Annotated in this window: 21 protein-coding genes and 3 tRNA genes; 13 read left to right on the top strand and 11 right to left on the bottom strand. The window is 62.6% G+C overall.

Features of this window, described 5'->3' with window-relative positions; translation table 11 throughout:
* The 3 genes from QBK88_RS28945 to QBK88_RS28935 form a co-directional block, all read right to left on the bottom strand.
* Positions 1-1,105, bottom strand: a 1,105-nt coding sequence (locus tag QBK88_RS28945; RefSeq protein ID WP_277964762.1) for an extracellular solute-binding protein, incomplete at its 3' end; no start/stop codon positions are given.
* Positions 1,106-1,220: 115 nt separating this feature from the next.
* Positions 1,221-1,502, bottom strand: a complete 282-nt coding sequence (locus QBK88_RS28940; RefSeq protein ID WP_048370005.1) for a peptidylprolyl isomerase — start codon at positions 1,500-1,502, stop codon at positions 1,221-1,223.
* 188 nt (positions 1,503-1,690) lie between these two features.
* Positions 1,691-2,773 carry a 3-deoxy-7-phosphoheptulonate synthase gene (locus tag QBK88_RS28935; RefSeq protein ID WP_277964761.1) on the bottom strand — a complete coding sequence of 361 codons (1,083 nt, stop codon included), beginning with the start codon at positions 2,771-2,773 and terminating at the stop codon, positions 1,691-1,693.
* Between the two features lie 680 nt (positions 2,774-3,453).
* Here QBK88_RS28935 and QBK88_RS28930 point away from each other — a divergent pair.
* Entirely contained in the window at positions 3,454-3,888 is a 435-nt protein-coding gene (locus tag QBK88_RS28930; protein WP_277964760.1) for a GNAT family N-acetyltransferase, read from the top strand.
* A gap of 12 nt (positions 3,889-3,900) precedes the next feature.
* Here QBK88_RS28930 and QBK88_RS28925 read toward each other — a convergent pair whose 3' ends face one another.
* A complete protein-coding gene (locus QBK88_RS28925; protein ID WP_158157159.1) occupies positions 3,901-4,113 on the bottom strand; it encodes a DNA-binding protein in 213 nt (70 codons plus the stop codon).
* Positions 4,114-4,194: 81 nt separating this feature from the next.
* Here QBK88_RS28925 and QBK88_RS28920 point away from each other — a divergent pair, with 81 nt between their 5' ends.
* The 7 genes from QBK88_RS28920 (at position 4,195) to QBK88_RS28890 (ending at position 8,311) form a co-directional block, all read left to right on the top strand.
* Entirely contained in the window at positions 4,195-4,563 is a 369-nt protein-coding gene (locus tag QBK88_RS28920; RefSeq protein WP_268143531.1) for a helix-turn-helix domain-containing protein, read from the top strand.
* A gap of 111 nt (positions 4,564-4,674) precedes the next feature.
* Complete coding sequence (gacA, locus tag QBK88_RS28915) at positions 4,675-5,319, top strand: response regulator transcription factor GacA (protein ID WP_158157164.1); 645 nt, start codon at positions 4,675-4,677, stop codon at positions 5,317-5,319.
* Positions 5,320-5,321: 2 nt separating this feature from the next.
* Positions 5,322-7,145, top strand: a complete 1,824-nt coding sequence (gene uvrC, locus QBK88_RS28910) for an excinuclease ABC subunit UvrC (RefSeq protein ID WP_268143530.1) — start codon at positions 5,322-5,324, stop codon at positions 7,143-7,145.
* A 33-nt stretch (positions 7,146-7,178) separates the two neighbouring features.
* Positions 7,179-7,739: a CDP-diacylglycerol--glycerol-3-phosphate 3-phosphatidyltransferase gene (gene pgsA, locus QBK88_RS28905; protein WP_268143529.1), complete on the top strand. Its 561-nt coding sequence runs from the start codon at positions 7,179-7,181 to the stop codon at positions 7,737-7,739.
* 66 nt (positions 7,740-7,805) lie between these two features.
* Positions 7,806-7,881: transfer RNA gene (locus tag QBK88_RS28900), tRNA-Gly, on the top strand.
* Between the two features lie 42 nt (positions 7,882-7,923).
* A tRNA-Cys gene (locus QBK88_RS28895) sits at positions 7,924-7,997 on the top strand.
* 227 nt (positions 7,998-8,224) lie between these two features.
* Positions 8,225-8,311 (top strand) — tRNA-Leu (locus QBK88_RS28890).
* A gap of 346 nt (positions 8,312-8,657) precedes the next feature.
* Here the strand turns inward: QBK88_RS28890 and QBK88_RS28880 are convergent.
* Positions 8,658-9,761, bottom strand: a complete 1,104-nt coding sequence (locus QBK88_RS28880) for an acyltransferase family protein (RefSeq protein ID WP_277964759.1) — start codon at positions 9,759-9,761, stop codon at positions 8,658-8,660.
* Here QBK88_RS28880 and QBK88_RS28875 point away from each other — a divergent pair, their 5' ends adjacent.
* Positions 9,762-10,028, top strand: coding sequence for a hypothetical protein (locus QBK88_RS28875; protein ID WP_277964758.1), 267 nt, complete (start codon positions 9,762-9,764; stop codon positions 10,026-10,028). It begins immediately after the preceding gene.
* Positions 10,029-10,194: 166 nt separating this feature from the next.
* On the opposite strand, the gene QBK88_RS28870 is transcribed toward QBK88_RS28875, so the two are convergent.
* A complete protein-coding gene (locus QBK88_RS28870) occupies positions 10,195-11,286 on the bottom strand; it encodes an acyltransferase family protein (RefSeq protein WP_277964757.1) in 1,092 nt (363 codons plus the stop codon).
* Between the two features lie 301 nt (positions 11,287-11,587).
* On the opposite strand from QBK88_RS28870, the gene QBK88_RS28865 reads away from it, so the two are divergent.
* The 4 genes from QBK88_RS28865 (at position 11,588) to QBK88_RS28850 (ending at position 17,729) form a co-directional block, all read left to right on the top strand.
* Positions 11,588-12,328 (top strand): hypothetical protein, encoded by a 741-nt coding sequence (locus QBK88_RS28865; RefSeq protein WP_277964756.1) that lies wholly within the window; start codon positions 11,588-11,590, stop codon positions 12,326-12,328.
* Between the two features lie 226 nt (positions 12,329-12,554).
* The gene (locus QBK88_RS28860; protein ID WP_277964755.1) at positions 12,555-14,813 is read left to right on the top strand and encodes an ATP-binding protein; all 2,259 of its coding nucleotides are present in this window, start codon (positions 12,555-12,557) and stop codon (positions 14,811-14,813) included.
* Between the two features lie 17 nt (positions 14,814-14,830).
* Positions 14,831-15,289, top strand: coding sequence for a response regulator (locus QBK88_RS28855; protein WP_268143235.1), 459 nt, complete (start codon positions 14,831-14,833; stop codon positions 15,287-15,289).
* Between the two features lie 34 nt (positions 15,290-15,323).
* Positions 15,324-17,729: a response regulator gene (locus tag QBK88_RS28850; protein WP_277964754.1), complete on the top strand. Its 2,406-nt coding sequence runs from the start codon at positions 15,324-15,326 to the stop codon at positions 17,727-17,729.
* 86 nt (positions 17,730-17,815) lie between these two features.
* Here the strand turns inward: QBK88_RS28850 and csrA are convergent, their stop codons facing one another.
* From csrA to QBK88_RS28825, 5 genes are all read right to left on the bottom strand, one after another.
* The gene (gene csrA, locus QBK88_RS28845; protein ID WP_027979421.1) at positions 17,816-18,013 is read right to left on the bottom strand and encodes a carbon storage regulator CsrA; all 198 of its coding nucleotides are present in this window, start codon (positions 18,011-18,013) and stop codon (positions 17,816-17,818) included.
* Between the two features lie 2,006 nt (positions 18,014-20,019).
* On the bottom strand, positions 20,020-21,843 hold the full coding sequence (locus QBK88_RS28840; RefSeq protein ID WP_277964753.1) for a glycoside hydrolase family 15 protein: 1,824 nt from the start codon (positions 21,841-21,843) through the stop codon (positions 20,020-20,022).
* Complete coding sequence (locus tag QBK88_RS28835; RefSeq protein WP_277964752.1) at positions 21,836-22,636, bottom strand: glucose 1-dehydrogenase; 801 nt, start codon at positions 22,634-22,636, stop codon at positions 21,836-21,838. Before QBK88_RS28835 ends, QBK88_RS28840 begins: the two co-directional genes overlap by 8 nt.
* Before the next feature lie 65 nt (positions 22,637-22,701).
* Complete coding sequence (locus QBK88_RS28830) at positions 22,702-25,212, bottom strand: excinuclease ABC subunit UvrA (RefSeq protein ID WP_277964751.1); 2,511 nt, start codon at positions 25,210-25,212, stop codon at positions 22,702-22,704.
* Between the two features lie 109 nt (positions 25,213-25,321).
* A partial coding sequence (locus tag QBK88_RS28825; RefSeq protein WP_277964750.1) for a TIGR02466 family protein occupies positions 25,322-25,968 on the bottom strand: 647 nt, incomplete at its 5' end.

Below are 25,968 nucleotides of genomic sequence, written 5' to 3'. Positions count from 1 at the left end.
GCCGGGCGGCCAGCGGGCTGTTGGCGAAGAAACTCTGCTGGCGGATATACAGGCTGCGCATCAACTGGCGGTTGGTCCACTCGAAGTCCCACAACAGGGCAAGGGCCTGGCGCACGCGGCGGTCCTGGAAAACCGGCCGTTGCAGGTTGAACACAAAGCCCTGGGCCGATTGCAGGCTCTGCGGTGCCAGGTGTGCCCGTTGCAGCCGGCCATCATCCAGCGGTGGGCTGTTGTACTTGATGGTGTAGGCGGTGGCGGAGAATTCGCGGTTGTAGTCGTAGGCGCCGCCCATCAGCACCTGGCGTGCTACTTCGGTATCGCCGAAGAACTCCACGCCGAACTGGTCGAAGTTGTACAGGCCGCGGGTCACCGGCAGGTCTCTGGCCCACCAGTTTCTGTCCCGTTCAAAGGTGATGCTGCGGCCGTTGTCGATCTTGCCCACGGTGTAGGGGCCACTGCCGGGCGCAGCTTCGAATCCGCCGCCGGCAGCGAAGTCGTGGTCTTTCCACCAATGTTCGGGCAGCACCGGCAGCGAGGCCAGGTCCAGGGGCAGGCTGCGGTTGTCGGTGCTGCTGAAATCGAAGCGCACCTGGCGTGGGCCCTCCACTTCCACTTGTTTGACGTCGGCGAACTGGGTGCGAAAGCGCAGGCTGCCCTGGGTCATGAGCAGGTTGAAGGTGAACTTCACGTCGTCGGCGGTAATGGGCACGCCGTCGCTGAAGCTGGCCTTGGGGTTGAGGTAGAAACGCAATGACAGGTGGTCGTCGGCCAGCTCCAGCTTCTGCGCGATGAGGCCGTACACGGTGTAGGGTTCGTCCAGCGAGCGCAGGGCCAGGGGGGAGTACAGCAGGCCGTCGACCTGGCTGACGCCCGTGCCCTTGTCTATATAAGGAAGCAAGTGGTCGAACTGGCCGATCTCCACCGCCGAGCGGCGCAGGCTACCCCCCTTGGGGGCCGTCGGGTTGACGTAGTCGAAATGGTTGAAACCGGCGGGGTACTTGGGCGGTTCGCCATAAACGGTCAAGGCATGTTGCGCGGCCGCGAAAGCGCTGGTGGGCAACAGCCAGTGGGCGGTCAGGAACAGAAGGGCGAAAACCGAGCGCATTGTCTGCCTTGTGGGAAAGGTGGGTTGCAGGCGTTTACAACCCTACCACCAACTGCCGTGCCGTTCACAAACAAAAAGGCCTGCGCGAGCGCAGGCCTTTGGCAACCCGGCAGGATCAGTCCTGGCGGCTGGTCACTTCCAGCAGGTGGTAGCCGAACTGGGTCTTGACCGGGCCTTGAACCACGTTGATCGGGGCGCTGAACACCACGGTGTCGAACTCCTTGACCATCTGGCCTGGGCCGAACGAGCCCAGGTCACCGCCTTGGCGGCTGGACGGGCAGCTGGAGTTGGCCTTGGCGACTTCGGCGAAATCGGCGCCGCCTTCGATTTGTGCTTTCAGTTCATTGCACTTGGCTTCCGAGGACACCAGGATGTGACGGGCAGTGGCTTTGGCCATGGGGAAAGTACTCCAGAAAAACAGAAAGAAGGCAGCCTAACGCAAAATCGGCGTGGCGTCGCCTGCTTCAACCCAGCACCCGCAGCGGACCCGGCCGCGTCCCATGCACCGCGCAGCAGCAGGCGCGCCGCCTACACCGTCAACGCGTCCCGGGGCCACGGCTACAGCCGTGGGTAGCCGGACGGCTGTCAACCGCGTAGCGCGAACGCCGCGTCGCGCAACAACGCTTCGGTATCCTCCCAGCCCAGGCAGCCATCGGTCACCGATACCCCGTAACGCATGCCCGGGCCGATGGCTTGGCTGCCCTCGAACAGGTGGCTTTCCAGCATGGTTGCCACCAGCGAACGGTCCCCCAGCAGCCGCTGCTGCAGGACGTCATTGAATACCTTGGGCTGGTTCAGCGGGTTCTTGCCGCTGTTGGCATGGCTGCAGTCGACCATGATGCGCGCCGACACGCCGGCCTTGCCCAACGCCTGATGCACCTGGGCGACGCTGTCGTGGTCGTAGTTGGGGCCGCGATGCCCGCCACGCAGCACCAGGTGGGTGTCGGGGTTGCCAGCGGTTTCGATGATCGCCGGGTGGCCCTCGGCGGACACGCCGAAGTGGCGATGCGGGTGGGCGGCGCTGCGCATGGCGTCGCAGGCGATGGCCACGCCACCGTCGGTGCCGTTCTTGAAGCCTACCGGCATCTGCAGACCGCTGGCCATTTCCCGATGGATCTGCGATTCGGTGGTGCGCGCACCCACGGCGACCCAGCTCAGCAGGTCATCCAGGTAGCCGGCGGCCATGGGCTGCAGCAGTTCGGTGGCCAGGGGCAGGCCCATGTGCAGCATTTCCAGCATCAACTGGCGAGACAGCTTCAGGCCGCCAACCATGTCGTCGCTGCCGTCCATGCGCGGGTCGTAGGCCAAGCCTTTCCAGCCCACGGTGGTACGGGGTTTTTCCACGTAGGCCCGCATGACCAGCAGCAGTTGGTCCTGCACGTCGGTGGCCAGGGTCGCCAGGCGTTCGGCGTACTCCAGGGCGGATTCTGGGTCGTGCAGCGAGCAAGGGCCTACCACTACCAGCAGGCGTGGGTCACGGCCTTCGAGAATGGCGCGGATAGCGTTGCGGTGGCCGCCGACCTGTTGGCTCAGTTCGCGGGCCAGGGGCAGTTGCTGCTTGAGTTCGACGGTGCTGGGCAAGCGTTGCAGGGCCGGCGCATTGGCGGCAGGTGCCAGGGGCTGGGCAACGGTGGTGGCAAGGGGCAGGGCACTGATGGAGATGGTCATGGAGTATTTTCCCTGGGTTGGCGGCGCACCCTGTGCGCACACGCAACCCTATCGCGATGTTCGACTATTGGTATGTGTTAACGCACGGCCACCCAGGCACGACCGGTCGGAGGCGGCAAGCTGTCCCGAACGGAGGGTGGTAAATCGCCAGGCGGTGCAATAGTCGTAGCGGTAATAGGTGGCGTAGTTCATGGGGTAAATCCTCTTTGTCAAATGGCAAAATGGAAAACGGGTACCGGAAAAAACAAAACCCCCGGTCGGGAGGCCGACCGGGGGTTTTGGAGTTTCTCAAACCGGGCGACCTGGGTTCTGGCCGCCGGATAAGGGTATCAGGCGCGCCAGTGGCTAAACCAATACCCATAGTAATAATCTGCAACGACGGCAGCCGAACGCACAGGCGCAACTGCTACCGAGCGACGTGCGCTGGCAGTGTGCTGAGACTGGGTGTGAAGGGCGTTGGACATGAATGTCTCCGTCAAGATGCGCCGAGCTTACTTCAGCGTTCGCGCGATGTTCAAGTGTTATCTGCGCTTTGTGCCGCAGCCGCTGTTCATGCAGGCGCGCGAACCGTATGAGTGATCGAAATCAGGTTTATGGCATCATTCACCTTGTCATTTCGAGATCAGGACAGCCCATGACTACCCTGGCGCAGCCCGTCGGTACAGCAAGGGGAGGTGCACATGCAGCTTGAACTGCGGGCCGCCACTGAAGGCGACCTGGACTTTTCCCGCAACCTGACGCGCAAGGCCATGCTGCCCTATTACGGCCGCTACAGTCTGCTGTGGCAGGAGGAGGCCTTCAACCAGGCCTGGTTGTGGCGGGACAATTTCATCATCCTGGCCGACGGCGTCGTCCGGGGCTATTTCAGCCTCAGCATTGACCGGCAGGCGCTGTTCATCCGTGAACTGCACCTGCTGCCCGAGGCGCGCAACCAGGGTATCGGTGGCTGGGCACTGGACCGCATCATGGAACTGGCCCGCGAGAGGCGCTTGCCACGGGTGCGGCTGATGGTGTTCCAGTCCAACCCGGCACGCCACCTGTACGTGCGCAAGGGCTTTGCCCAAGTCGGTGAAGACGAGTGCTTCTGGCGCATGGAGCGCCTCAGCGCCGACTGATCGGCCGTGCGGTCAGCCCGTGGTGTAGTCGGGCACTATTCCTTCCTTCATCCCCAACAAGACGGCCACCTTGTGCGATTCCCCGCGGCGGCCCTTCTTGCGTCCCGACAGCACCTGGTAGGTGGTGGCGGGGTCCACGCCGTGTTCCCTGGCAAATTCTTGTACCGATTTTCCCTGCTGGTCGAGCCAGGCCCTGGCTTGTGCGGCAGTCCGTATACCGTGCATAGTTCAAGTCCGTTTTATTGGGTGTAATTGTGGTTAAAAATATCACCCGGATGGGTGATTAATAAGGGATTATACATTCAAATGACTGGAATCGGTTCGCGTTTACGGGAAGAACGGGACAGGCTCGGCCTGACTCAGAAGGAGTTCGGCGACATCGGTGGTGTCGAGCCCAACGCCCAGGGGAAATACGAGAGCGGCGAGCGAACACCCAAGGCCAATTATCTGGCCAAGGTGGCGACGCAGGGCGTGGACGTGCTTTATGTCCTCACGGGGGTGCGCACGCCCATCCCCGCCGATCGCCTGAGCCAGGCCGAGGAGCACGTCCTGGGGCATTATCGTGTGCTGCCCCGGGAAGGCCAGGACGCCATACGGCAAATGGCCAACAGCCTGGCCGAGATGGCTGCCAATTATTCGGCCCGGCCGCGACGAGGTTCACCCCGGTCCAAATGAAGGCAACGGACGCATGGCGTCATGTACATGACGCTTTGCGCTAGGTTCCGGATCCGATTTTTTGCTAAGGTGGCTAACAATTCCTTCAAAGCCCAAGAACGAGGTGTCTGCTTGATTAGGGTCCTAGTTGTCGATGATCATGATCTGGTACGTACAGGCATCACTCGGATGTTGGCCGACATCGACGGGCTGCAGGTCATCGGCCAGGCCGAATCGGGTGAAGATGCCCTGAAGTTCACCAGTGATCTGAAGCCCGACGTGGTGCTGATGGACGTCAAGATGCCTGGCATCGGCGGCCTGGAAGCCACCCGCAAGTTGCTGAGCAGGCACCCCGACATCAAGGTGGTGGCGGTGACTGTCTGTGAGGAAGACCCGTTCCCCACGCGGCTGCTGCAGGCCGGCGCCGCCGGTTACCTGACCAAGGGCGCGGGGCTGGATGAAATGGTCCAGGCCATCCGCCTGGTGTTCGCCGGGCAGCGTTACATCAGCCCGCAGATCGCCCAGCAACTGGCGCTCAAGTCGTTCCAGCCGCAGACCACGAACTCGCCGTTCGACCTGCTGTCCGAACGTGAGATCCAGATCGCGCTGATGATCGTCAACTGCCAGAAAGTGCAGATCATCTCCGACAAGCTATGCCTTTCACCCAAAACGGTGAATACTTACCGCTACCGCATCTTTGAAAAGCTGTCGATCGCCAGTGACGTCGAACTCACCTTGCTGGCCGTGCGACACGGTATGGTCGACGCCAGCCTTTGAACATGGAAACCCCTTTCGATCCTTCTGCCTTTCTGTCCACCTGCAGCGCCCGCCCGGGTGTGTACCGCATGTTCGACAGCGAGGCGCGCCTGCTGTACGTCGGCAAGGCCAAGAACCTCAAGAAACGCCTGGCCAGCTACTTCCGCAAAACCGGTCTCGCGCCCAAGACTGCCGCGCTGGTGGGGCGAATCGCCCAGGTGGAAACCACCATCACCGGCAACGAGACCGAAGCGCTGCTGCTGGAACAGACGCTCATCAAGGAATGGCGGCCGCCGTACAACATCCTGCTGCGCGACGACAAGTCCTACCCCTACGTGTTTCTGTCCGACGGTGCTTTCCCGCGGTTGAGCATTCATCGAGGTGCGAAGAAGGCCAAGGGCAAGTATTTCGGGCCATACCCCAGCGCCGGCGCCATTCGCGAGAGCCTCAGCCTGCTGCAGAAGACATTCTTCGTGCGCCAGTGCGAGGACAGCTACTACAGGAACCGCACCCGGCCGTGCCTGCAATACCAGATCAAGCGCTGCAAGGCCCCCTGCGTGGGCCTGGTCGAACCACAGGAATATGCCGAGGACGTGCGTCACTCCATCATGTTCCTGGAAGGGCGCAGCCATCAGCTCACGGACGAACTGTCGGCGAGCATGGAAAAGGCCGCCATGAGCCTGGACTTCGAAAACGCCGCGCTGTTGCGGGACCAGATCGCCTTGCTGCGCCGCGTGCAGGATCAGCAGAACATGGAAGGCGGCAGTGGCGATGTCGACGTGGTGGCCGCCTTCGTCAACCCGGGCGGCGCCTGTGTGCACCTGATCAGTGTGCGAGGCGGGCGGGTACTGGGCAGCAAGAACTTCTTTCCCCAGGTGGGGATCGAGGAGGAGGTCGCCGAGGTCATGTCGGCGTTCCTGGCCCAGTACTACCTCACCAGCAGCGAGCGCGACTTGCCGGCGGAGTTGATCGTCAACGTGGTGCCGGAAGACGTGGAGGCCCTGGTGGCCGCCATCGACACCCTGCGCGGCCGCGAGCTGAGCGTCAGCCACCGGGTGCGCGGTACCCGTGCGCGCTGGCAACAACTGGCCGTGACCAACGCCGAACAGGCCCTGGCGGCGCGCCTGGCCAACCGCCAGCACGTGGCGGCGCGGTTCGAGGCCCTGGCCGACGTGCTCAACCTGGACGAGCCGCCTCAGCGGCTGGAATGCTACGACATCAGCCACTCCAGCGGCGAGGCCACGGTGGCTTCCTGCGTGGTGTTCGGCCCCGAGGGCCCGATCAAGTCCGACTACCGCCGCTACAATATCGAAGGCGTCACCGCCGGCGACGACTACGCGGCCATGCACCAGGCCCTGACGCGGCGCTTCAGCCGCATCAAGGACGGTGAGGGCAAATTGCCCGACGTGCTGCTGGTGGACGGCGGCAAGGGCCAGTTGAACATGGCCCGTGACGTGCTCCAGGAACTGGCGATACCCGACCTGATCCTGCTGGGCGTGGCCAAGGGCACCACCCGCAAGGCCGGTTTCGAAACCCTGTACCTCAATGACGTGGCTCATGAGTTCACCCTCAAGGGGGACTCGCCCGCGTTGCACTTGATCCAGCAGATCCGCGACGAAGCTCACCGCTTTGCCATCACCGGGCACCGGGCCCGCCGTGGCAAGACCCGGCGTACCTCCACCCTGGAAGGGGTGGCGGGCGTAGGGCCCAAACGTCGCCGCGACCTGTTGAAACATTTTGGTGGCTTGCAGGAGCTGTCTCGTGCAAGCATCGATGAAATTGCGAAAGCCCCGGGGATCAGCAAAAAGCTCGCAGAGTCGATTTATGCGAATCTGCACAGCGAGTAGAATGCCCCTCTCACCCAGCCGCCAGTTGTGCCGATGAATATCCCGAACCTGCTTACCGTTCTGCGCGTCCTGCTCATTCCGTTTTTCATCCTGCTGTTCTACCTCCCCTACACGTGGAGTTACGCGGCGGCCAGCACGGTCTTCGCCATTGCCGCGGCCACCGACTGGCTGGACGGCTACCTGGCCCGACGCCTGGAGCAGAGCACGCCGTTCGGCGCGTTCCTGGACCCGGTGGCCGATAAGTTGATGGTGGCGGTGGCCCTGGTGCTGCTGGTGCAGGAACACCACAACGTCTGGCTGACCTTGCCGGCGGCGGTGATCATTGGCCGCGAGATCGTGGTGTCGGCCCTGCGCGAATGGATGGCGGAAATCGGTGCGCGCGCCCATGTGGCAGTCTCCAGCATGGGTAAATGGAAAACCGCGGCGCAGATGCTCGCCCTGGTCATCCTGCTGGCCAACCCTGCGCAGATCGACTTCTGGGTACTGCTGGGTTACACCTTGCTGATGGTCGCGGCTGGCCTGACGCTGTGGTCCATGGCTCACTACCTGCGTGCTGCCTGGCCGCACCTGAACAGCCAAACTGAAAATAAATAAAACTTTTTTGAATCAAGGGGTTGACGGCGATTTTTAAATCGCTAGAATGGCGCCCATCAACACGACGCGGGAATAGCTCAGTTGGTAGAGCACGACCTTGCCAAGGTCGGGGTCGCGAGTTCGAGTCTCGTTTCCCGCTCCAGTTTTTATGTGGAGCAGCGGTTGTAAGTTGCTGTACATTTGAGGCCGAGTAGCAAAGTGGTTATGCTCCGGATTGCAAATCCGTCTACGCCGGTTCGATTCCGACCTCGGCCTCCATTATAACGAAGTCCTGTAGATCACTGATCTACAGGACTTTTTTATTTCCAGGCGCGTTAATATTTTGTCTGGGAAAGTACCTGAACGTTGTTGCGTGTTCAGGGCAGGGTGTATATATTCGTTGGCTCGCAATCGCTGCACTAAAACGGTTCAAACGTTATTAGTGTTCGATGCAAAGGCGAGCAGGGGGCCTGAAAATCCCTCGTTGCACGCTGCACCGCGCTACCGCCCGGATGGCGAAATTGGTAGACGCATGGGACTTAAAATCCCCCGTTCGTAAGGACGTGCCGGTTCGACCCCGGCTCCGGGCACCAAACAAATCAAGGGCTTGCCAGACTGTTCAGTCGGCAGGCCCTTTTTGTTTTTTCCGCAATTCGAAAATCATTTCCGCAATTCGGTCATTACGTCGGCGTAACCTTCGCGCCGCGCCGCCTGCGGATGAACTGCTCGGTCATGGCAACGGTCGTGTGCCCAAGCTGGCCTCTCGGCTCTCGAATGCCGCCGGTCGCCGCCTCGGCGGGCAGATCCCTTGCCACGCATTTACGAAGGCGCCGTGGCCGAAAATTTCTCCCCGGACGGCGGAAGGGCCGAGGTGTTCCATCCCGACCTTATCTGCGCCATTGCCCGGCGCGATGCGTCGCTTGGGGCCCCCAGCCACCGTTACTTGGCCTGTTGCGCCTGGGGCATCTGGCCGGCATTGTCCACTTTCTTGCGTGCCATCCTTTCCTTAACTGCAAGGCGTGCGGGGTTTTCAATGAATCGGTACAGGAGTTCGGATATAAGCAGGATGACGGCGAACATCAGGATCTTCACTTGAAGGCTGGCGCCGGCACCGATGACAGTCGCAATATGGGTATTGACGATGTTTAGTATTACCTGGTGACTCATGTAAATGGCAAAGCTGATTTCTCCCAGGCGCACAAGAACGTTGTTCGAAAGCGCCTTGGAAATGAGTCCGTTTGTATGAGAAAACACGAGAACCATGAAAGTGAAAAAAGGAACGTAAGAGCCTATATAGCCAATTCCAAGCGGGGTCTCGACGCCCCAGGTGTTGAAGAGCTTATAAGCAGCAACCGGCGAAAGAATCGCCAGGAGTTCCAGGCCTGAATCGCGCCACATCACACGTTTTCCCTGATCGCCGATGCACAGGCGCCACATCCCGATTCCGGATCCTACGAAGAAAATCAGGACGTTCACCGGGGAAATCTTCATCGCCCACCAGGTGGTGTTCAGAAACTCGCCGCCATGGTTGAAGATGCCGTTCACCAGCAGGATCGCAGCGAGCGCCACTGCTGAAAACGCCAGGCACTTGGCAGGCGTGGTGAATGCGCCCAGGTTGCGCAGCGGTATCAGCACGAACGGGAAGCTGAGGTAGAAGAACCATTCAATGGACAGTGTCCACGCCACGGAGTTGAAGGCGAAGAAGTCGTCGTGACTGGGGTACCAGCTTTGGACCAACAATGCGTTGGTCAGCAATACATACAGTTTTGGCGGATCGCCATTCATGAATGCAAACGGAATGCATAGGGCAAGCACGAAAAGGTGAAGCGGGAAAATCCGACCGATCCTGATGGCGTACATCTTGGTCAGAGATTCTTTGGTTATTTGTTTGATGCGGTTTGCGTAGGTGTACGCAATGATAAAGCCGGAGAGGACGAAGAAGAAGATCACGCCAGGGCCGCCAATGTTCAAGTCGGTCCCCAGGTGCTCGATGATTACAGCCAATGCTGCAAAAAATCTGAGGGAGGTTAGAGGCTTTATCATTTGGCTTCCTTATTGAAAATCCCTCTGCGCTTCAAACAGGGGGCGCTGATTCTAACAAACAGCCGCTGTGAGCGGCTTATTTTCGTCGGAAGAAAAGTACATGCCTGCCATCCCCGCGGCGTCCGGCACAACAACCCGTGCAATATCAATATCAGCAACGCCAACCATTGGCTGGGCCAGGTCTGCCTGGTTCAGATGACCGAAGCGCTGACCCGTCAGCGGGACGGGCTGCGTGCCGACCTGGCCCGCCTGCAGGCGGAGCGCTGATGCGCTTCCTCGTGGTTCGCCGGTGGCACCTGGGCGTGGCGCAGGGCGCCAATAAGCTGCACAAGGCCCAGCCGGTGCGCAGCGGTATCGAGGTGGAGGAGGAGCGGGTGGAATGCCTGAAGCGGATTTCCAGGGTCGCCAGGACACAGGGCCAATGGCCTCTTTCTCAGGCTGGCCGGGTAGCGGCGTTGTACCGGGGGAAAAGGTTGGAAGCGGCCTTTCGCGCGTAGTTGCGGTATGGGGTTTCAACCAGGCGGTAGACCACCTCGCAAGCGATCATCAACATCGCGAACAGATAGAACCTGTTGAGGGTAACGCCGTTGGCGCCAATCACCGGCATCAAGTAGCGGTCCGTGTAGATGATTGCCAGCAGGTGAAGCATGTACATCGAGAAACTCAAGTTTCCCAGGTGCACCAGAAAGCGGTTGGACAGCATTTTCGAAACCAGACCCTTGGCCACGGAAAAGATGTAGATGCAAAAGGCAAACAGCGGCAAGTACAAGATCACATGGTCAAGCGGCATCCTGTCTTTCCCGCCATCCACAACCGTCCAGTGGTAGGTTGCTGCGATCAGCACCAGAGCGATAACCTCCAGAGCCGTGGCGAATCCTGGTGAAAAATGTTGGCTGCGCTTCTCCTGGGTGAGGTAGAGCGCGACGCCGGTGCCGATCAGGAAGATAAACAGGTTTATTGGCGATATGCGGATCAACCAGGTGGACGAGGCAACGCGTGCAGGGTCTCGGTACATCCAGAGGGTGAACACCAGCAGGGCTGCCAGGCAAAGCCCTGACAACATGAGGCCAGAAGCGGCGCTCTTGTTGAACCCGAATTTCTTGATACCCATCATCAGGAACGGGAAGGCCAGGTAGAAAGCCCACTCGACCGAGAGTGTCCAGGACACTGAGTTGAGCGAAAAGAAATCACTGCTGCTCGGGTACCAGCTTTGCATCAACAGCGCGTTATAGACTCCCGTTGTGAAGGTAGTAGGCGCATCGGTGATGAAAACAAGCGGAATGGCCAATAGCAGCGTCAACAGATGCACCGGGAAGATGCGGCCGATACGCTTGGTGTAGAGGCTGGCCAGCCCTCTGGGTTCAAGGGTATTCACCTTGTCGGCATAGGTGTAGGTGATAATGAATCCAGACAGAACGAAAAAGAACATGACGCCGAGGCTTCCTGTATCGGTTTGCAGCCCCAGGTGGTCTATGTAAACAGCGAGTGCCGCGAAAAAACGCAGCGACGTGAGGGGCTTGATCAACGCTATATCCTTATCTTTTGAGTTCAGCCCTTATGGGTGCTGACCAATAGCATCAGGGATTTTCAGGATCCTGAGCTGCTTGGTCGTGACGCTGGCATTCATGGGCCTACATCAGACTGCCACCACTCAAATGGTTCAGTGCCAAGCTCACTTGGGGGGAAATGGCCGCTCCCACACCCTGTGGCGGAATTGATTCACATCATTACGTCACCCCCATTTCCCCGTTACCCTCTTTGTAGTAAAACTACTCATCATCTCTCGCCCGCCCACGCGGAACCCTTGCGTTTCAAGGACTGAAACCATGACCTCAACCAGAATCCTGGCCTGCAGCCTGTTTCTCGCTCCCATGGCGGTAGCGCTGTCCGGCCACGCGGCCACGCTGGACCGCCCCTCGGCGAGCGAGGGCTACCATGAGATTTCCATTTTTGACATCCCGCTCAAGGATCAGGACCGTCTGGAAGACGCCATGACCAGTGCCCGCTTGCTGCGTGCCAGCATGGGGCAGGCGATAGGGCCTTCGGCTGAGGAAAAGGCACAGATCGAGCGCAAGTTGCGTGAGCGGCGCAAGCCCAGCACGTATGTGGAGGCGGTGGACAGTGCCAGCATGGCGTCGCGGTTGGCGCAAGTGCAGCGTGAGCGCCCGGCCCGCAAGCTGGCGAACGCGCCGGGGATGTACGAGGCGCCGCACCTGGGCATGACGCGCCAGTGCGAAGTGCAGGTGTCTTACCGAATGGGGGTGTATACCGAGAGTGGGCTCAATGGCCTGCGCCGTTACCTGCATTGCCCCGACGGTGACCTGTTGTTGCAGGACATGGTGCTCAAGGGCGTAGCGGTAACGGCCATCAGGGAGCTGGCCAATGTCGACCTGGGCGGGCACCGGGGCATGATGTACGGCATGCGCGATGCCAATGGCAACAGCTACACCCGGCTGACGTGGGTGTCGAACAACACCCACCACCTGGCGGACAAGGCAGGCACCACGCCTCAGGTGCGCAACTGGCTGGTCAGCTATGGCAAGGAGCTTGTTGCGCAGGGGCGTTGAGTCCTCCGCCGGGAACCTCCAGGTACACCGCGGTGGCGCTTCGTTCCCGCTAACGCCGCATTCCTGCGGGCAAGGTGCCATGTAAAAGCCACTTTTTTCGCAGCCCCGGCGATAGAATTTGATATCGTGCTGTCAGAGTCGTGACTGTCTGTTTAACAACAAGCGGATGACCACGATACGTGCCCGTTCCAGCGCAGAGAACGGGGCACGCACAAGGAGATCTTCTTTGACATCCGGCGACACTTCAGCGGCATTGGCTCAGGCCACCGCCAATTGCGCGAAAGAGCCCATCCACTTGCCCGGCAGCATTCAGCCCCACGGTTTCATGCTGGTGCTTGAACCCGATACCCTGGCGGTGCTGCAGGCCAGTGAAAATATTCAGCGCTGGCTTGGCGAAGCGGCCGAGCAGTGGTTGGGGCGGTACCTGCCGGAATTGCTGCAAGGCGGCGAACAGGTAGCGCGGCTGTTGGCCGAGCGCACCAGTGAAGAGCACAAGCCTGTGCACGTGGCGGATGTGCGCTTTGCCGTGGGCAACTATGACGGCCCGCCTATCGCGCTGATGGTGCACCGCTTCGATAGCGTACTGATAGCCGAGTTCGAGCCAGCCAGCGATGTGCTCACCGCCTACGCCAACCTTTATCCCCTGGTGCGCACCTTCATCGGCCAGTTGCAAGGCGCCGAGAGCATCGAGCAGGTGTGTGCCCAGGCGGTGGCCGAGGTCAAGCGCATCACCGGCTTCGGCCGAGTCAAGGCGTACCGGTTCGATGAGGCGGGCGACGGCCTGGTATTGGCTGAACTGGCCGACGAAGGCTACCCCAGCTACCTGGGCCTGTGCTTCCCGGCGGCGGATATTCCGCCCCAGGCGCGAGCGTTGTACTGCGCCAACCGTATCCGGGTGATCGAGGACGCCAACTACGTACCCGCCGCGCTGGTACCGGCGCTCAACCCGTTGACCGAGCGGCCGCTGGACCTCAGTTACGCCGCGCTGCGCAGCGTGTCGCCCGTACACCTGCACTACATGCGCAACATGCGCACCCTGGCGTCCATGTCGATCTCCATCGTCGTGGGCGGCCGGTTGTGGGGGCTGATTTCCTGCCACCATGCCGAACCCCGGGCCGTGCGTTTTCAGAGCCGCACCGCGTGTGAGCTACTGGGTAGCGTGCTGTCGTTGCAGATCGAGTCCATGGAACTGCATGTACGCAACCAGCGTCTGCTGGGCGTGCGTCAGCAGATCGTGCAATTGCTCTCGGTCATGGCTGACCGTGACAGCGTGCGCGACGGGGCGCTGGCCTTGAGCGATACCTTGCTCGGCTTCGCCCGCGCCCAGGGCGCGGCCATCATCACGGCCTCCAGCTGCGATCTGGTGGGTGAAACGCCCGACGAGGCCATGGTGCTGGCGCTGACCGAGTGGCTCGCCGAGCGCGGCGGGCATGAGGTGTTCCACAGCGATAATGTCGGCCGCGATATTCCTTCGCTGCCTGGCCTGGCTGCCCAGGTGGGCGGCGTGCTGGCCGTGGCTATCTCGGAAATACATTCCCACTACCTGATCTGGTTCAAGCCCGAACAGGCACGCAGTGTGGTCTGGGCCGGCAAACCGGAAAAAAGCATCAGCGACAGCGGCGTGCTCAACCCGCGTCACAGCTTCGACAGCTGGCAGGAAACCGTCAAAGGCTACTCCAGCCCCTGGGACCCGCTGGAAATCGAAGGCGTGGCGGAACTGCGCACAGCGGTGCTGGGCATCGTGCTGCGCAAGGCCGAGGAACTGGCGCAACTGGCCGGTGAACTCAAGCGCTCCAACAAGGAACTGGAAGCCTTCTCCTATAGCGTGTCCCACGATTTGCGTGCGCCGTTGCGCCATATCGCTGGCTATGCCGAGTTGTTGGGCGACTTCGAGGGCGAGAAACTGTCCGAGCGCGGCCAGCGTTTCCTCGACCACATCGGCGAGTCTGCGCGTTTCGCCGGCAGCCTGGTGGACAACCTGCTGAGCTTCTCGCAGATGGGGCGGTCCGCGCTGCGCCTGTCCGATGTCGACCTGGGCGCGCTGGTGGAAGCCATTCGCGAGGAAATGCTTCCCGACTATGACGACCGCGAGGTGCAATGGCGCATCGAGCCGTTGCCACGTGTGCTGGCGGATGCCGCGTTTCTGCACCTGGCGCTGCGCAACCTGATTTCCAATGCCCTCAAGTACAGCCGTGGCAGCAACCCCGCGGTCATCGAAATCGGTGCCACTGAGCAAAACGGCGAAACCGTGGTCTATGTCCGTGACAACGGTGTCGGTTTTGATATGGAATACGTCGACAAATTATTTGGCGTGTTCCAGCGTCTGCACCGCATGGAGGAATTCGAGGGTACCGGTATTGGCCTGGCCAGTGTCCGGCGTATCATTGAACGCCATGATGGCCGTGTATGGGCCCAGGGTGTCCTGGGCGAAGGGGCGACGTTCAGTTTCGCCTTGCCCCACGCACCGGCCCGCAATCCCGCATGATTTTACCGAGGCTATCGATGCTCAAACCCATCCTGCTGGTGGAAGATAACCCACGAGACCTGGAACTCACGCTGCTTGCGCTAGAGCGCAGCCAGCTGGCCAACGAAGTGATCGTCATGCGTGACGGCGCCGAGGCCCTGGATTACCTGTTGCGCCGCAATACCCACGTCGAACGCCTGGAGGGCAACCCGGCGGTGTTGCTGCTGGACCTCAAGCTGCCCAAGGTCGATGGCCTGGAGGTACTCAAGGTGGTGCGCGAATCGCCCGAGCTGCGCAGCATTCCCACGGTCATGCTGACCTCGTCGCGCGAAGAGCCCGACCTGATGCGCGCCTACGAATTGGGCGTCAACGCTTACGTGGTCAAACCCGTGGAGTTCAAGGAATTCGTCACGGCGATTTCCGACCTCGGGGTCTTCTGGGCGGTCCTCAACGAACCACCGCCCGGTTCGCTGCGCCTGCAACGTCGTCCCACCTGAGGGCGAGCCATTTGAACGAGATCGATACCTGCACATGCTGTCAAAGCCCCTGCAACTACTGCTGATCGAAGACAGCCCGCGTGATGCCGAACTGTGCCTGCTGACACTGGAGCGGGCTGGCCTGGTGATTGAGTCGACGCTGGTCTTCAACCACCAGGGTGCCGAACAGGTGTTGCGTACCCAGGTATTCGACCTGATTCTTTGCGACTTCCTGCTGCCGGGCTCCTCGGGGGCCCAGGTGCTGCACCGGGCGCGGGAAATCGCCCCGCAGACGCCGTTCATTTTCCTGTCCGGGGTATACGGCGAAGAAAACGCCGTGGAAATGATGCGCCTGGGCGCCATCGACTATGTGCTCAAGCAGAACCTGACCCTGCTGCCCAAGGCGGTCAAGCGGGCGTTGGCGGAAGTTCACGAGCGCCGCGAGCGCCTGCGCGCCGAACAGACCTTGCAGCAAATGGAGGTGCGAGCGCGCCTGGCCATCGATGCGGCACGCATGGGCGTGTGGGATTTCGCCCCGCACACCGGGCAATTGGTCTGGGACGAGCGCTGCCGGACGTTGTATGGCGTCGACCCGGCGGTCACCGTTGATATCGACTATTTTCTCGACCATTGCCACTCCCAGGACCGCCCTCTGGTGGAGGAGCGCATGGCCCAGGCCATGTCCCCCCAGGGTGATGGCAGCTACCAGGTGGAGTACCGTGCACTGTTGCCTGACGGTGCCGAATGCTGGATGTCCACCAGTGGCAGGGCCTTCTTCGAGGGGCTGGTGTGCGTGCGTTTCACCGGGGTCATCCAGGACATCAGCGAGCAGAAACAGGCCACCGAGGCCTTGCAGCGGCTCAACGAGTTGCTGGGCGACCGCGTGCAAAAGCGTACCCGGGAGCGTGACCGTACCTGGGAGCTGTCCCGCGAACTGCTGGCGGTGATGCGCTTCGACATGTCGCCCATAGCGCTGAACCCCGCCTGGGAAGCCGCGCTGGGCTGGTCGCGGCAAACCCTGGGGCAGATGCAATTGTGGGAGCTGGTGCACCCCAATGACATCGGTGCCACCGTGCGCGAAACCGAGAACATCGCCAGTGGCAACGTCTCCACGCGGTTCGTCAACCGCATGCGCCATGCCGATGGCGACTACCGTTGGTTGTCGTGGACCATCGTGCCCGACGACGGCCTGATGTACGCAGCGGTGCGTGACATTACCGGCGAGCGGGCGGTGGTGGATGAACTGGCCGCCACCAACGAACAGTTGCGCCAGCAGATCAAGGAACGTGAGCGCATCGAGGCCACGCTGCAGCAGATGCAGCGCCTGGAGGCGGTGGGGCAGCTCACCGCGGGTGTGGCCCACGACTTCAACAACTTGCTGACGGTGATTTTGACCAGCACCACCTTCCTGGCCCGGGACGTGGAACGCGGCGTCATGGAAAAGGTACAGAGCCGTCTGCACAATATTCGAGAAGCCGGCGAGCGCGGCGCCAAGCTGACCGCCCAGCTGCTGGCGTTTTCCCGTCGCCAGCGTTTGGAGCCGATGCCGGTCAATCTCAATGACACTGTGTTCGGCATGTTCGAACTGCTGCAACGTACCTTGGGTGGCAGCATCTGGATCCAGACCCACACCGATGATGCCCTGTGGAGCGCGTTGGTCGACCCCACCCAGACCGAGATGATCATCCTCAACCTGGCCATCAACGCCCGTGACGCCATGCCCGGCGGCGGTACGCTGCGCCTGGCCACCCGCAACGCCGTGGTCGACCGTCCGGCGCTGCACCCCCAGGACCCGGAGCCGGGCGCCTATGTGGTGCTGTCCATCGGCGACACGGGCAGCGGCATGAGCGAGGCCGTGCTGGCCAAGGCCTTCGAGCCGTTCTTCACCACCAAGGACATTGGCAAGGGCTCCGGCCTGGGGTTGGCCCAGGTGTTCGGCTTTGCCAAGCAATCAGGGGGCGGTGTGAGCATTGCCACGGCGCCGGGGCAGGGCACCACGGTGGAGGTCTACCTGCCGAGCCTCAACGCCATTGCGCTGCGTGCGGCCCCCGTGGCGGCGCGAAGCGAGCCTGTGCAAGGCGCCAACCGCACCGTGCTGCTGGTAGACGACGACCACCAGGTGCGCGCGGTGACGGCGCAGTTGCTCGACCGCCTGGGCTATCGGGTGGTGGAAGCGGCCAGTGGCCAGGTGGCCCTGGATGTGCTCAGTGAGGAAGTGGATGTGCTGCTGACCGACTATGCCATGCCCGGCATGAACGGCGCGCAATTGGCTCAGGTAGCGCGTGGCGTGTACCCTCGCCTGCCCGTGGTGTTCATCACCGGTTACGCCGACCTGGATGGCCTGAGTGGCCATGAGCCGCTGGTGGTGCAGAAACCGTTTCGTGACGATGAACTGGCCGAGAAACTGGAGCACGCCCTGGCGGCGCAGCCCAGCCTGGAAGATTCGCAACCCTTGCCTTGAACGGCATCAACCGTTACTGAGTGAAGGCGGGCTCAAGCGTGCGACTGGGCCAATGGCCCAGGCGGCAAGGCGGGAACGCGGAGACCTTAGTGGTTGTGGTCTTCTTTTTCGGGGGCAGGGCTGCCAGCCTGAATGCGTTTGTAGATCTCTTCGCGGTGGACCTGGACTTCCTTCGGCGCATCGATACCGATGCGAACCTGCATCCCCTTGACGCCGAGGATGGTGATCTTGATGTCGTCATTGATGACGATGGTCTCGCCTACTTTACGGGTGAGTATCAGCATGTGCTGCTCCTTGCTGGGTCAGTGAGTCCACTTTTGACTTTCGGGTCGGGATTGAGACGCACGGGACCGGATTAAATTCCCCGAACTTGCCTTGATCCGGTCTTTTCAGAATAGGAAACAATTAAGTATCAGGATGTGATGGTTGCCATTATGGCTGTTTCCGCGCGTTTGCGCCTGCCTGTAATGAAAAACTTCATCGCGGCTAAAGAAAAACTCATCGAGTGCGGTAATGGGGGGCAGCCGGGTGAGCTGAGGCCATGATTATCCGGTTATACCGCGGTGCCTGCTTGGAAGGGGTGGGCCACGGATTTATGTCGGGAAGCGCCGCGTGGGCGGCGAACGGTCTCAAGGGCGCCGGAGAAAACCGAGGCATGCACATGGAGGCCCTGACCCAATCTCCAGGCGGATAATCAAGGCGGACCAGGCAATGGCACAGACATAACTGGCCCGAAACAGATGTGGGACCGGGCTTGCCCGGGAAGCGCCGCGCGGGCGGCGCACGGTCTCGAGGGCGCTGTAGAAACCCAAGCCATGCACCTGGCGGCCCTGACCCAATCCCAAGGCGAACCAACAAGGCGGTCCAGGCAATCCCCCAGACATAATTGGCCCGAAACAGATGTAGGAGCAGAGCTTGCTCGCGAAGCGCCGCGCGGGCGGCGCACGGTCTCGAGGACGCTGGAGAAGCCCAAGCCATGCACCTGGCGGCCCTGACCCAATCCCAAGGCGAACCAACAAGGCGGTCCAGGCAATCCCACAGACATAACTGGCCCGAAACAGATGTAGGAGCGGGCTTGCTCGCGAAGCGCCGCGCGGGCGGCGCACGGTCGCAAGGGCGCCGGAAACCTTGAGGCATGCACCTGGCAGCCTTGATACGGTTTCAAGCCGGAAAAACAAGGCGGACCAGGCAATCTCACAGACATAACTGGTCCGAAACAGATGTAGGAGCGGGCTTGCTCGCGAAGCGCCGCGCGGGCGGCGCACGGTCTCAAGGGCGCTGGAGAAACCAAGCCATGCACCTAGAGGCCCTGATACGGTCTCAAACCAGAAAAACAAGGCGGACCAGGCAATGGCCCAGACATAACTGGCCCGAAACAGATGTAGGAGCGGGCTTGCTCGCGAAGCGCCGCGCGGGCGGCGCACGGTCTCGAGGGCGCTGGAAAAACCCAAGCCATGCGCCTGGCGGCCCTGACCCACTCCCAAGGCGAACCAACAAGGCGGTCCAGGCAATCCCACAGACATAATTGGCCCGAAACAGATGTAGGAGCGGGCTTGCTCGCGAAGCGCCGCGCGGGCGGCGCACGGTCTCAAGGGCGCTGTAGAAACCCAAGCCATGCACCTGGTGGCCATGATGCGATTTCATGACAGGCTTTCAGGGGCCCGCTAGAGATCTCATCATGGCCACCAAGCGCTAGTCGATGGTTTTGTAGCGCCCTTGAGACCGTGCGCCGCCCGCGCGGCGCTTCGCGAGCAAGCCCGCTCCTACATCTGTTTCGGGCCAGTTATGTCTGTGCCATTGCCTGGACCGCCTTGTTTTTCTGGCTTGAGATTGGGTCAAGGCTACCAGGTGCATGCCTCAAGGTTTCCGGCGCCCTTGCGACCGTGCGCCGCCCGCGCGGCGCTTCGCGAGCAAGCCCGCTCCTACATCTGTTTTCGGGCCAGTCATGTCTGTGCCATTGCCTGGACCGCCTTGTTGGTTTGGCTGGGGATTGGGTCAGGGCCTCCATGTGCATGCCTTGGTTTTTTCAGCGCCCTCGAGACCGTGCGCCGCCCGCGCGGCGCTTCGCGAGCAAGCCCGCTCCTACATCTGTTTTCGGGCCAGTTATGTCTGTGCCATTGCCTGGACCGCCTTGTTGGTTTGGCTGGGGATTGGGTCAGGGCCTCCATGTGCATGCCTCGGTTTTTTCCGGCGCCCTCGGGACCGCGCGCCGCCCGCGCGGCGCTTCCCGGGCAAGCCCGGTCCCACATCTGTTTCGGGCCAGTTATACCTGTGCCATTGCCTGGTCCGCTCAAGGCTGCCAATGCGTCCGTTGCCCACTCAACTTCCTGTCCAGAAAACTCGCCGCGCTGATCAGCGCCAGGTGCGACAGCGCCTGGGGGGTGTTGCCCAGGTGGCAGCCCTGGCGGTCGAACTCTTCGGCGTAGAGCCCCAAAGGGTTGGCGTAGCGCAGCAGCTGTTCGAACTCCAGGTGCGCCTCTTCCACCCGCCCGGCGCGGGCCAGGCATTCGACGTACCAGAAGCTGCAGGCGGTAAAGGCACCTTCTTCGCCGTCCAGGCCGTCGTCCGCTTCGCGGTAGCGATAGACCATGCCGTCGCGCACCAGGTCGCGCTCGATCACCGCCAGGGTTGCCAGCCAACGGGGGTCGCTGGCGCCAACGAAACGCACCAGCGGCATCAGCAACAACGCGCCATCCACTTCGCGGCTGCCCAGGTGCTGGACGAAATGCCCAGCGTCGGCGTCCCAGAAGTGGGTCCAGATGTCATCGTGAATGGCCTGGCGGACTTCGTCCCAGCGAGCGAACGGCGCGGGCAACGAGCGTTTGTTCGCCAGGCGCAGGGCTCTGTCCAGGGCCACCCAGCACATCAGCCGCGAGTGCAGGAAGTGCTGTTCATTGCCGCGCATCTCCCAGATGCCCACGTCCTTGCGGTGCCAGCGGTCGCAGACCTTGTCCACCAGGGTCTGCACGTTGCGCCAGCCCTCGTGGGAGATGGCCTCGCCGTATTTGTTGGCCAGGTACACCGCATCCAGCAGCTCGCCATAGATATCCAGCTGGGTTTGCGTATAGGCACCGTTGCCGATGCGAACCGGTGTGGCTCCGCCGTGGCCAGCCAGGTGCGACAACTCTTCTTCGGGCAGCTCCTGGCGCCCGTCCAGGGCATACATCAGGTGCAAGTCCACGCGCTCCTGACAGCAGTCACTGACCCGCTCGCGCACCCAGCGCACATAAGCGTTGGCTTCTTCGCTGAAGCCAAGGCGCATGAATGCGTAGACCGTGAACGAGGCATCACGTATCCAGGTGTAGCGATAGTCCCAGTTGCGCGCGCCACCGGCTTGCTCTGGCAACCCGAACGTAGGGGCCGCGATGATGCCGCCGTGCTTGCGCGAGGTGAGCAGTTTCAGCGCCAGGGCCGAGCGGTGCACCATTTCCCGCCAGCGCCCCTGGTAGTGAGACTGGCTCAACCAGTCCCGCCAGTACTTGAGGGTGTGCTCGAAGCAGCGCTGGCTCTGGCCGGCCCGCACCAGCGGGTCGTCTTCGGCACCCAGGATGAATTCGGCGCATTGGCCTTCCTCCAGGGTGAAGTCGGCCGCTGCCCAGCCGTGCTCGTCCACCTGCAACGCCTGGCACGACGCCAAGCGCAGGCCGGGCTGGCCATCGGCGTCGAAACACACCTCCTGGCCGTCCAGCCGCGCCCGAGTGTCGGCGCGGCTGTAGTCGTGGCGCACCCGGCAGCGCATGCGCACCTGGGCCTGGCCATTGACCGCCCGGATACGTCGAACCAGGCGCGGGGTGTCATCGGGGTTTTCACCGATGGGCATCAGGTCCGTGACCTCCACGACCGACGCCGTATCAATCCAGCGGGTCTGCAGGATGTTGCTGTCCGGCAGGTAGATCTGCTGCCGACGAGCGTCCGGCAGCACTGGCGCCAGTTCGAACACGCCGGCGTCGGGGGTGTCGAGCAGCGCCGTGAAGACCGACGGGCTGTCGAAGTCCGGCCAGCAGAAAAAGTCCACCGCCCCGGTGTCGGCCACCAGCGCGGCACTGCGCATGTCACCGATGATGCCGTGGGCTTCGATCGGGCGTTGGGTACTGCTGCGTGCGTGTTCAGCCATTGTCTTTGAATCCTGGGTAGAGGCTCATGCCGCCGTCGATGAACAGGGTGGTGCCATGGATATAGTCGGAGGCATCGGAGGCCAGCCACACCACCGCGTTGGCCACGTCCTGGACTTCGCCCAGGCGGCCCTGGGGAATCAATTCCAGCAGGCGTCGGCCCTTGTCGCCCTCGGTGGTGTCCTGGTTGAGGGCTGTTCTGATCGCCCCGGGGGCGATAGCGTTGACGCGGATACCCTGGCCACCGACTTCCTGGGCGATGCTGCGCATCAGCAGGTCGATGGCACCCTTGGAGGCTGCGTAGTTGGCGTGCCCGGCCCAGGGAATCAGTTGGTGCACCGAACTCATGTGGATGATCTTGCCCTGCGCCCGCGAGACCCAGGGCCGCGGCCCCTGTTTGATGAACTGGCGCAGCGCGGCGCGTGCGCACAGGAACTGACCGGTGAGGTTGACCTGCAGCACCTGGTTCCAGTCGGCCAATGTCATGTCGACGGTGGCGGCGTCCTTTTGCATGCCGGAATTGGCCAGCAGAATGTCCAGGGCGCCAAAGGTTTCCACCGTGCGCGCGAACAGCGCTTCAACCTGGTCTTCCTGGGACACATCGGCCTGCAAGGCCAGGGCCTTGCCGCCGTTTTCGCGAATACGTTCAGCCAGTTCCTCAGCAGGCTCGGCGTGGCGGTTGTAGTTGACCACCACGGCGGCGCCGGCCTCAGCCAGTGCCTGGGCGGCGCCGGCCCCGAGGCCGGAACTGGCGCCGGTAACCAGGGCCACCTGGTGTTGTAGGGAAATCTGCATGGCCTGCCTCTGGGCAATGAGTGTGCACAGTCGACTGGCCCAGGCGGCCAAGAGTTCAGCCGGCGTCAGCCCCCGGCCAGCACTGCGGCCAGGTAGGGCGCCGTGCGGCTGGCGCGGGCCTTGGCGACTTTCTCCGGGCGCCCGCAGACCACCACGTTGCCGCCCTTGTCACCGGCCCCGGGGCCCATGTCGATCACCCAGTCGCTCTGGGCTACCACGCGCATGTCGTGCTCCACCACGATCACCGTATTGCCGGCGTCCACCAGGCCGTTGAGTTGCGCCAGCAGCCGGTCCACGTCGCAAGGGTGCAGGCCGGTGGTAGGTTCGTCGAGCACGTACAGGGTGGCGCCGCGCTGGCCGCGTTGCAGCTCGGTGGCCAATTTGATGCGCTGGGCTTCGCCACCGGACAGCTCCGTGGCTGGCTGGCCCAGGCGCAGGTAGCCCAGGCCGATATCGCGCAGTACCGTCAGGGCGCGGCGCACGGGCGGCTGTTCGGCAAAGACCTCGCACGCCTGGTCCACGGTCAATTGCAGCACCTGGGCGATATTCAGGCCCAGGCATCGTACCTCCAGGGTCTGCGGGCTGTAGCGCTGGCCGTGGCAGGTAGGGCAGGGGGCGTAGACGCTGGGCATGAACAGCAGCTCGACGCTGACGAAGCCCTCGCCTTCGCACTGCGGGCAGCGGCCCTTGGCGACATTGAACGAGAACTGCCCGGCGTCGAAGCCACGCTCGCGGGCCGCGGGGGTTGCCGCGAACAGCTTGCGCACCTGGTCGAACAGCCCGGTGTAGGTCGCCAGGTTGGAGCGGGGTGTGCGGCCGATCGGCGTCTGGTCAACCTTCACCAGACGCTGGATAGCGCCCATGCCACTGACGATATGGCCCGATTCGGTCTCCGGCGCGGCGTCCTCCAGCGGGTTATCGGGGCTGTCGTCCTCGTCCGCCAGCGTATGCCCCAACGCTTCGGCCACCAGTTCCAGCAAGGCCTGGCTGACCAGGCTCGACTTGCCCGAGCCACTGACCCCGGTCACCGCCGTGAACGCGTGCAGGGGAAAGTCTACCGTCAGGCGTCGCAGGTTATTGCGCGTCACGTCCGCCAGCTTCAACCAGTCCACCGGCTTGCGCCTGGGGTGCGGCAGGGGCTGGGCGTCGCCATATAGGTGCAGGCGGGTCTGCGATTCGTCGATATCGGCCAGGCCGTGGGGCGGGCCGCTGAACAGCACCGTGCCGCCGTGTTCGCCCGCCGCCGGGCCGACGTCCACCAGCCAGTCGGCGCGGCGCATGGTCTCCAGGTCATGCTCAACCACGAACAGCGTGTTGCCAGCGGCCTTGAGCCGCTGCAGGGCATCGAACAGGGCTTCGCCATCAGCGGGGTGCAGGCCCGCCGAGGGCTCGTCCAGCACGTAGATCACGCCGAACAGTTGCGAATTGAGCTGGGTGGCCAGGCGCAAGCGCTGCAGCTCGCCGGACGACAGGGTCGGTGTACTGCGCTCCAGCGCCAGGTAGCCCAGGCCCAGGTCGGTAAGGGTGTGAATACGCTGCAGCAGGTCGTGGGCCAGGCGCTGGGCGGCCAGGTGTTTTTCCACCGACAGGCCGCCGGGGTCACCGTGGGCGGCCAGCGGGGCCAGTACTTCGGCCAGGCGCGCCAGGGGCATCTGCGACAGCGCGCCGATATCCAGGCCGGCGAAGGTCACCTGCAGGGCCTCCTGTTTCAGGCGCTTGCCCTGGCACAGCGGGCACAGGGTGCCGCGCATGAATTGGCTGACGCGCTTTTTCATCAGCGCGCTCTGGGAATGGGTGAAGGTATGCAGCACGTAGCGGCGGGCGCCGGTAAAGGTTCCCTGGTAACTGGGCTCCAGCTTGCGTTTGAGGGCTTGGCGGGTTTCGGCCGGGGTCAGCCCCGCGTACACCGGCACCGTGGGTTGCTCTTCGGTGTAGAGAATCCAGTCGCGCTGCTCCTGGGGCAGGTCGCGCCAGGGAATGTCGACGTCATAGCCCAGGGTCACCAGAATGTCGCGCAGGTTCTGCCCCTGCCAGGCGGTCGGCCAGGCGGCCACGGCGCGCTCGCGCAGGGTCAGCGAGTCATCTGGCACCATGGTCTGTTCGTTCACCTCGTACACCCGGCCCAGGCCATGGCACTCGGGGCAGGCGCCCTGTGGGGTGTTCGGCGAGAAATCCTCGGCATACAGAATGCCCATGCCGGCAGGATAATGACCGGCACGCGAATAGAGCATGCGCACCAGGCTGCCCAGGGTGGTCACGCTGCCCACCGAGGAGCGCGTACTGGGCGTGCCGCGTTGCTGTTGCAGGGCCACGGCCGGGGGCAGGCCGTCGATGCTGTCGACGTCGGGCACCCCCACCTGGTCGATCAGGCGCCGCGCGTAGGGCGCCACCGATTCGAAGTAGCGCCGTTGCGCCTCGGCGTAGAGGGTGCCAAAGGCCAGTGAAGACTTGCCCGACCCCGACACGCCGGTGAAGACCACCAGGGCATCACGGGGGATATCGACATCGACGTTCTTGAGGTTGTGCTCGCGGGCACCGCGCACTTGCACGTAGCCGGACTGGCCGATCGGTTTCATGGAACACTGCACCTGTTATGGCTATGGGCGTCTTATAACCGACCGGCTGGCGTCCACAAAGTGCAGCGCGGCCTGGGTATCGACCGGCTGGAACGGGTGGCTGCCGAGCCTAGATCGAAAAGTTGAAGGCTACCGAGATACGCGGCCGGTCACCGTCGTAGCGGCGCACGGCGTGCAGCAACCAGGAAGGGAACATCAGCAGGGTACCGCTCCTGGGCGTCTGGGTGGCCACCGAGCCGGCGCCCAGGCAGCCTTCGATACGCATGCGCAGCGCCGGGTTGAGCAGCATCGGTGTGATACCTCGCGGGTCGACGAACTCCAGTTCGCCGCCCACGTCCGGGTCATCATGGCGGCCGCCATCATCGACCCAGTACACCCCCGACCAGAACGAACCGGGGTGGCCGTGCAGCGAATTGGCATGGCCCTTGCGATTGATATTGGCCCAGGCGCTGTAGTTCCAGGTCAGGTGGGCTTCGATCAGGCCGTGCTCGGGGGAACTCACCGCCGACAACTGGTTGGCCAGCTCCTGGGCGAAGGCGATCAACTGCGCGCCCGCCTCGCCGGCCCAGTCGGCGAAATTGTCTTCCGACTGCCAGCCGCCCAGGTTGCTGCGCTGAGTGCCCGGATGCGACTCGCTGCGTGCCAGGATCACCGCCTTGAGACGCGCGTTGAGGTTCTCGAAATCGGGGTGCTGCAAAGCGGCGATCGGGGTAGGGAACAGGCGGGTGATCTTGATCTGTTCGGGATCGACCTGCG

Origin of the sequence: Pseudomonas sp. RIT-To-2 (assembly GCF_029623465.1) — a bacterium.
In the GTDB taxonomy this organism is placed as follows: Bacteria; Pseudomonadota; Gammaproteobacteria; order Pseudomonadales; family Pseudomonadaceae; genus Aquipseudomonas; species Aquipseudomonas silvicola.
This window is presented reverse-complemented; position numbering and strand designations above follow the sequence as displayed.

Bases quoted from the DNA above. Each gene is read 5' to 3' on its own strand.
- QBK88_RS28930 (WP_277964760.1), top strand. From the start codon at position 3,454: ATGCAGCTTGAACTGCGGGCCGCCACTGAAGGCGACCTGGACTTTTCC.
- QBK88_RS28855 (WP_268143235.1), top strand. From the start codon at position 14,831: ATGCTCAAACCCATCCTGCTGGTGGAAGATAACCCACGAGACCTGGAA.
- QBK88_RS28920 (WP_268143531.1), top strand. From the start codon at position 4,195: ATGACTGGAATCGGTTCGCGTTTACGGGAAGAACGGGACAGGCTCGGC.
- QBK88_RS28940 (WP_048370005.1), bottom strand. From the start codon at position 1,502: ATGGCCAAAGCCACTGCCCGTCACATCCTGGTGTCCTCGGAAGCCAAG.
- QBK88_RS28835 (WP_277964752.1), bottom strand. From the start codon at position 22,636: ATGCAGATTTCCCTACAACACCAGGTGGCCCTGGTTACCGGCGCCAGT.
- QBK88_RS28935 (WP_277964761.1), bottom strand. From the start codon at position 2,773: ATGACCATCTCCATCAGTGCCCTGCCCCTTGCCACCACCGTTGCCCAG.
- pgsA (WP_268143529.1), top strand. From the start codon at position 7,179: ATGAATATCCCGAACCTGCTTACCGTTCTGCGCGTCCTGCTCATTCCG.
- csrA (WP_027979421.1), bottom strand. From the start codon at position 18,013: ATGCTGATACTCACCCGTAAAGTAGGCGAGACCATCGTCATCAATGAC.
- QBK88_RS28865 (WP_277964756.1), top strand. From the start codon at position 11,588: ATGACCTCAACCAGAATCCTGGCCTGCAGCCTGTTTCTCGCTCCCATG.
- QBK88_RS28880 (WP_277964759.1), bottom strand. From the start codon at position 9,761: ATGATAAAGCCTCTAACCTCCCTCAGATTTTTTGCAGCATTGGCTGTA.
- QBK88_RS28840 (WP_277964753.1), bottom strand. From the start codon at position 21,843: ATGGCTGAACACGCACGCAGCAGTACCCAACGCCCGATCGAAGCCCAC.
- QBK88_RS28925 (WP_158157159.1), bottom strand. From the start codon at position 4,113: ATGCACGGTATACGGACTGCCGCACAAGCCAGGGCCTGGCTCGACCAG.
- uvrC (WP_268143530.1), top strand. From the start codon at position 5,322: ATGGAAACCCCTTTCGATCCTTCTGCCTTTCTGTCCACCTGCAGCGCC.
- QBK88_RS28850 (WP_277964754.1), top strand. From the start codon at position 15,324: ATGCTGTCAAAGCCCCTGCAACTACTGCTGATCGAAGACAGCCCGCGT.
- QBK88_RS28830 (WP_277964751.1), bottom strand. From the start codon at position 25,212: ATGAAACCGATCGGCCAGTCCGGCTACGTGCAAGTGCGCGGTGCCCGC.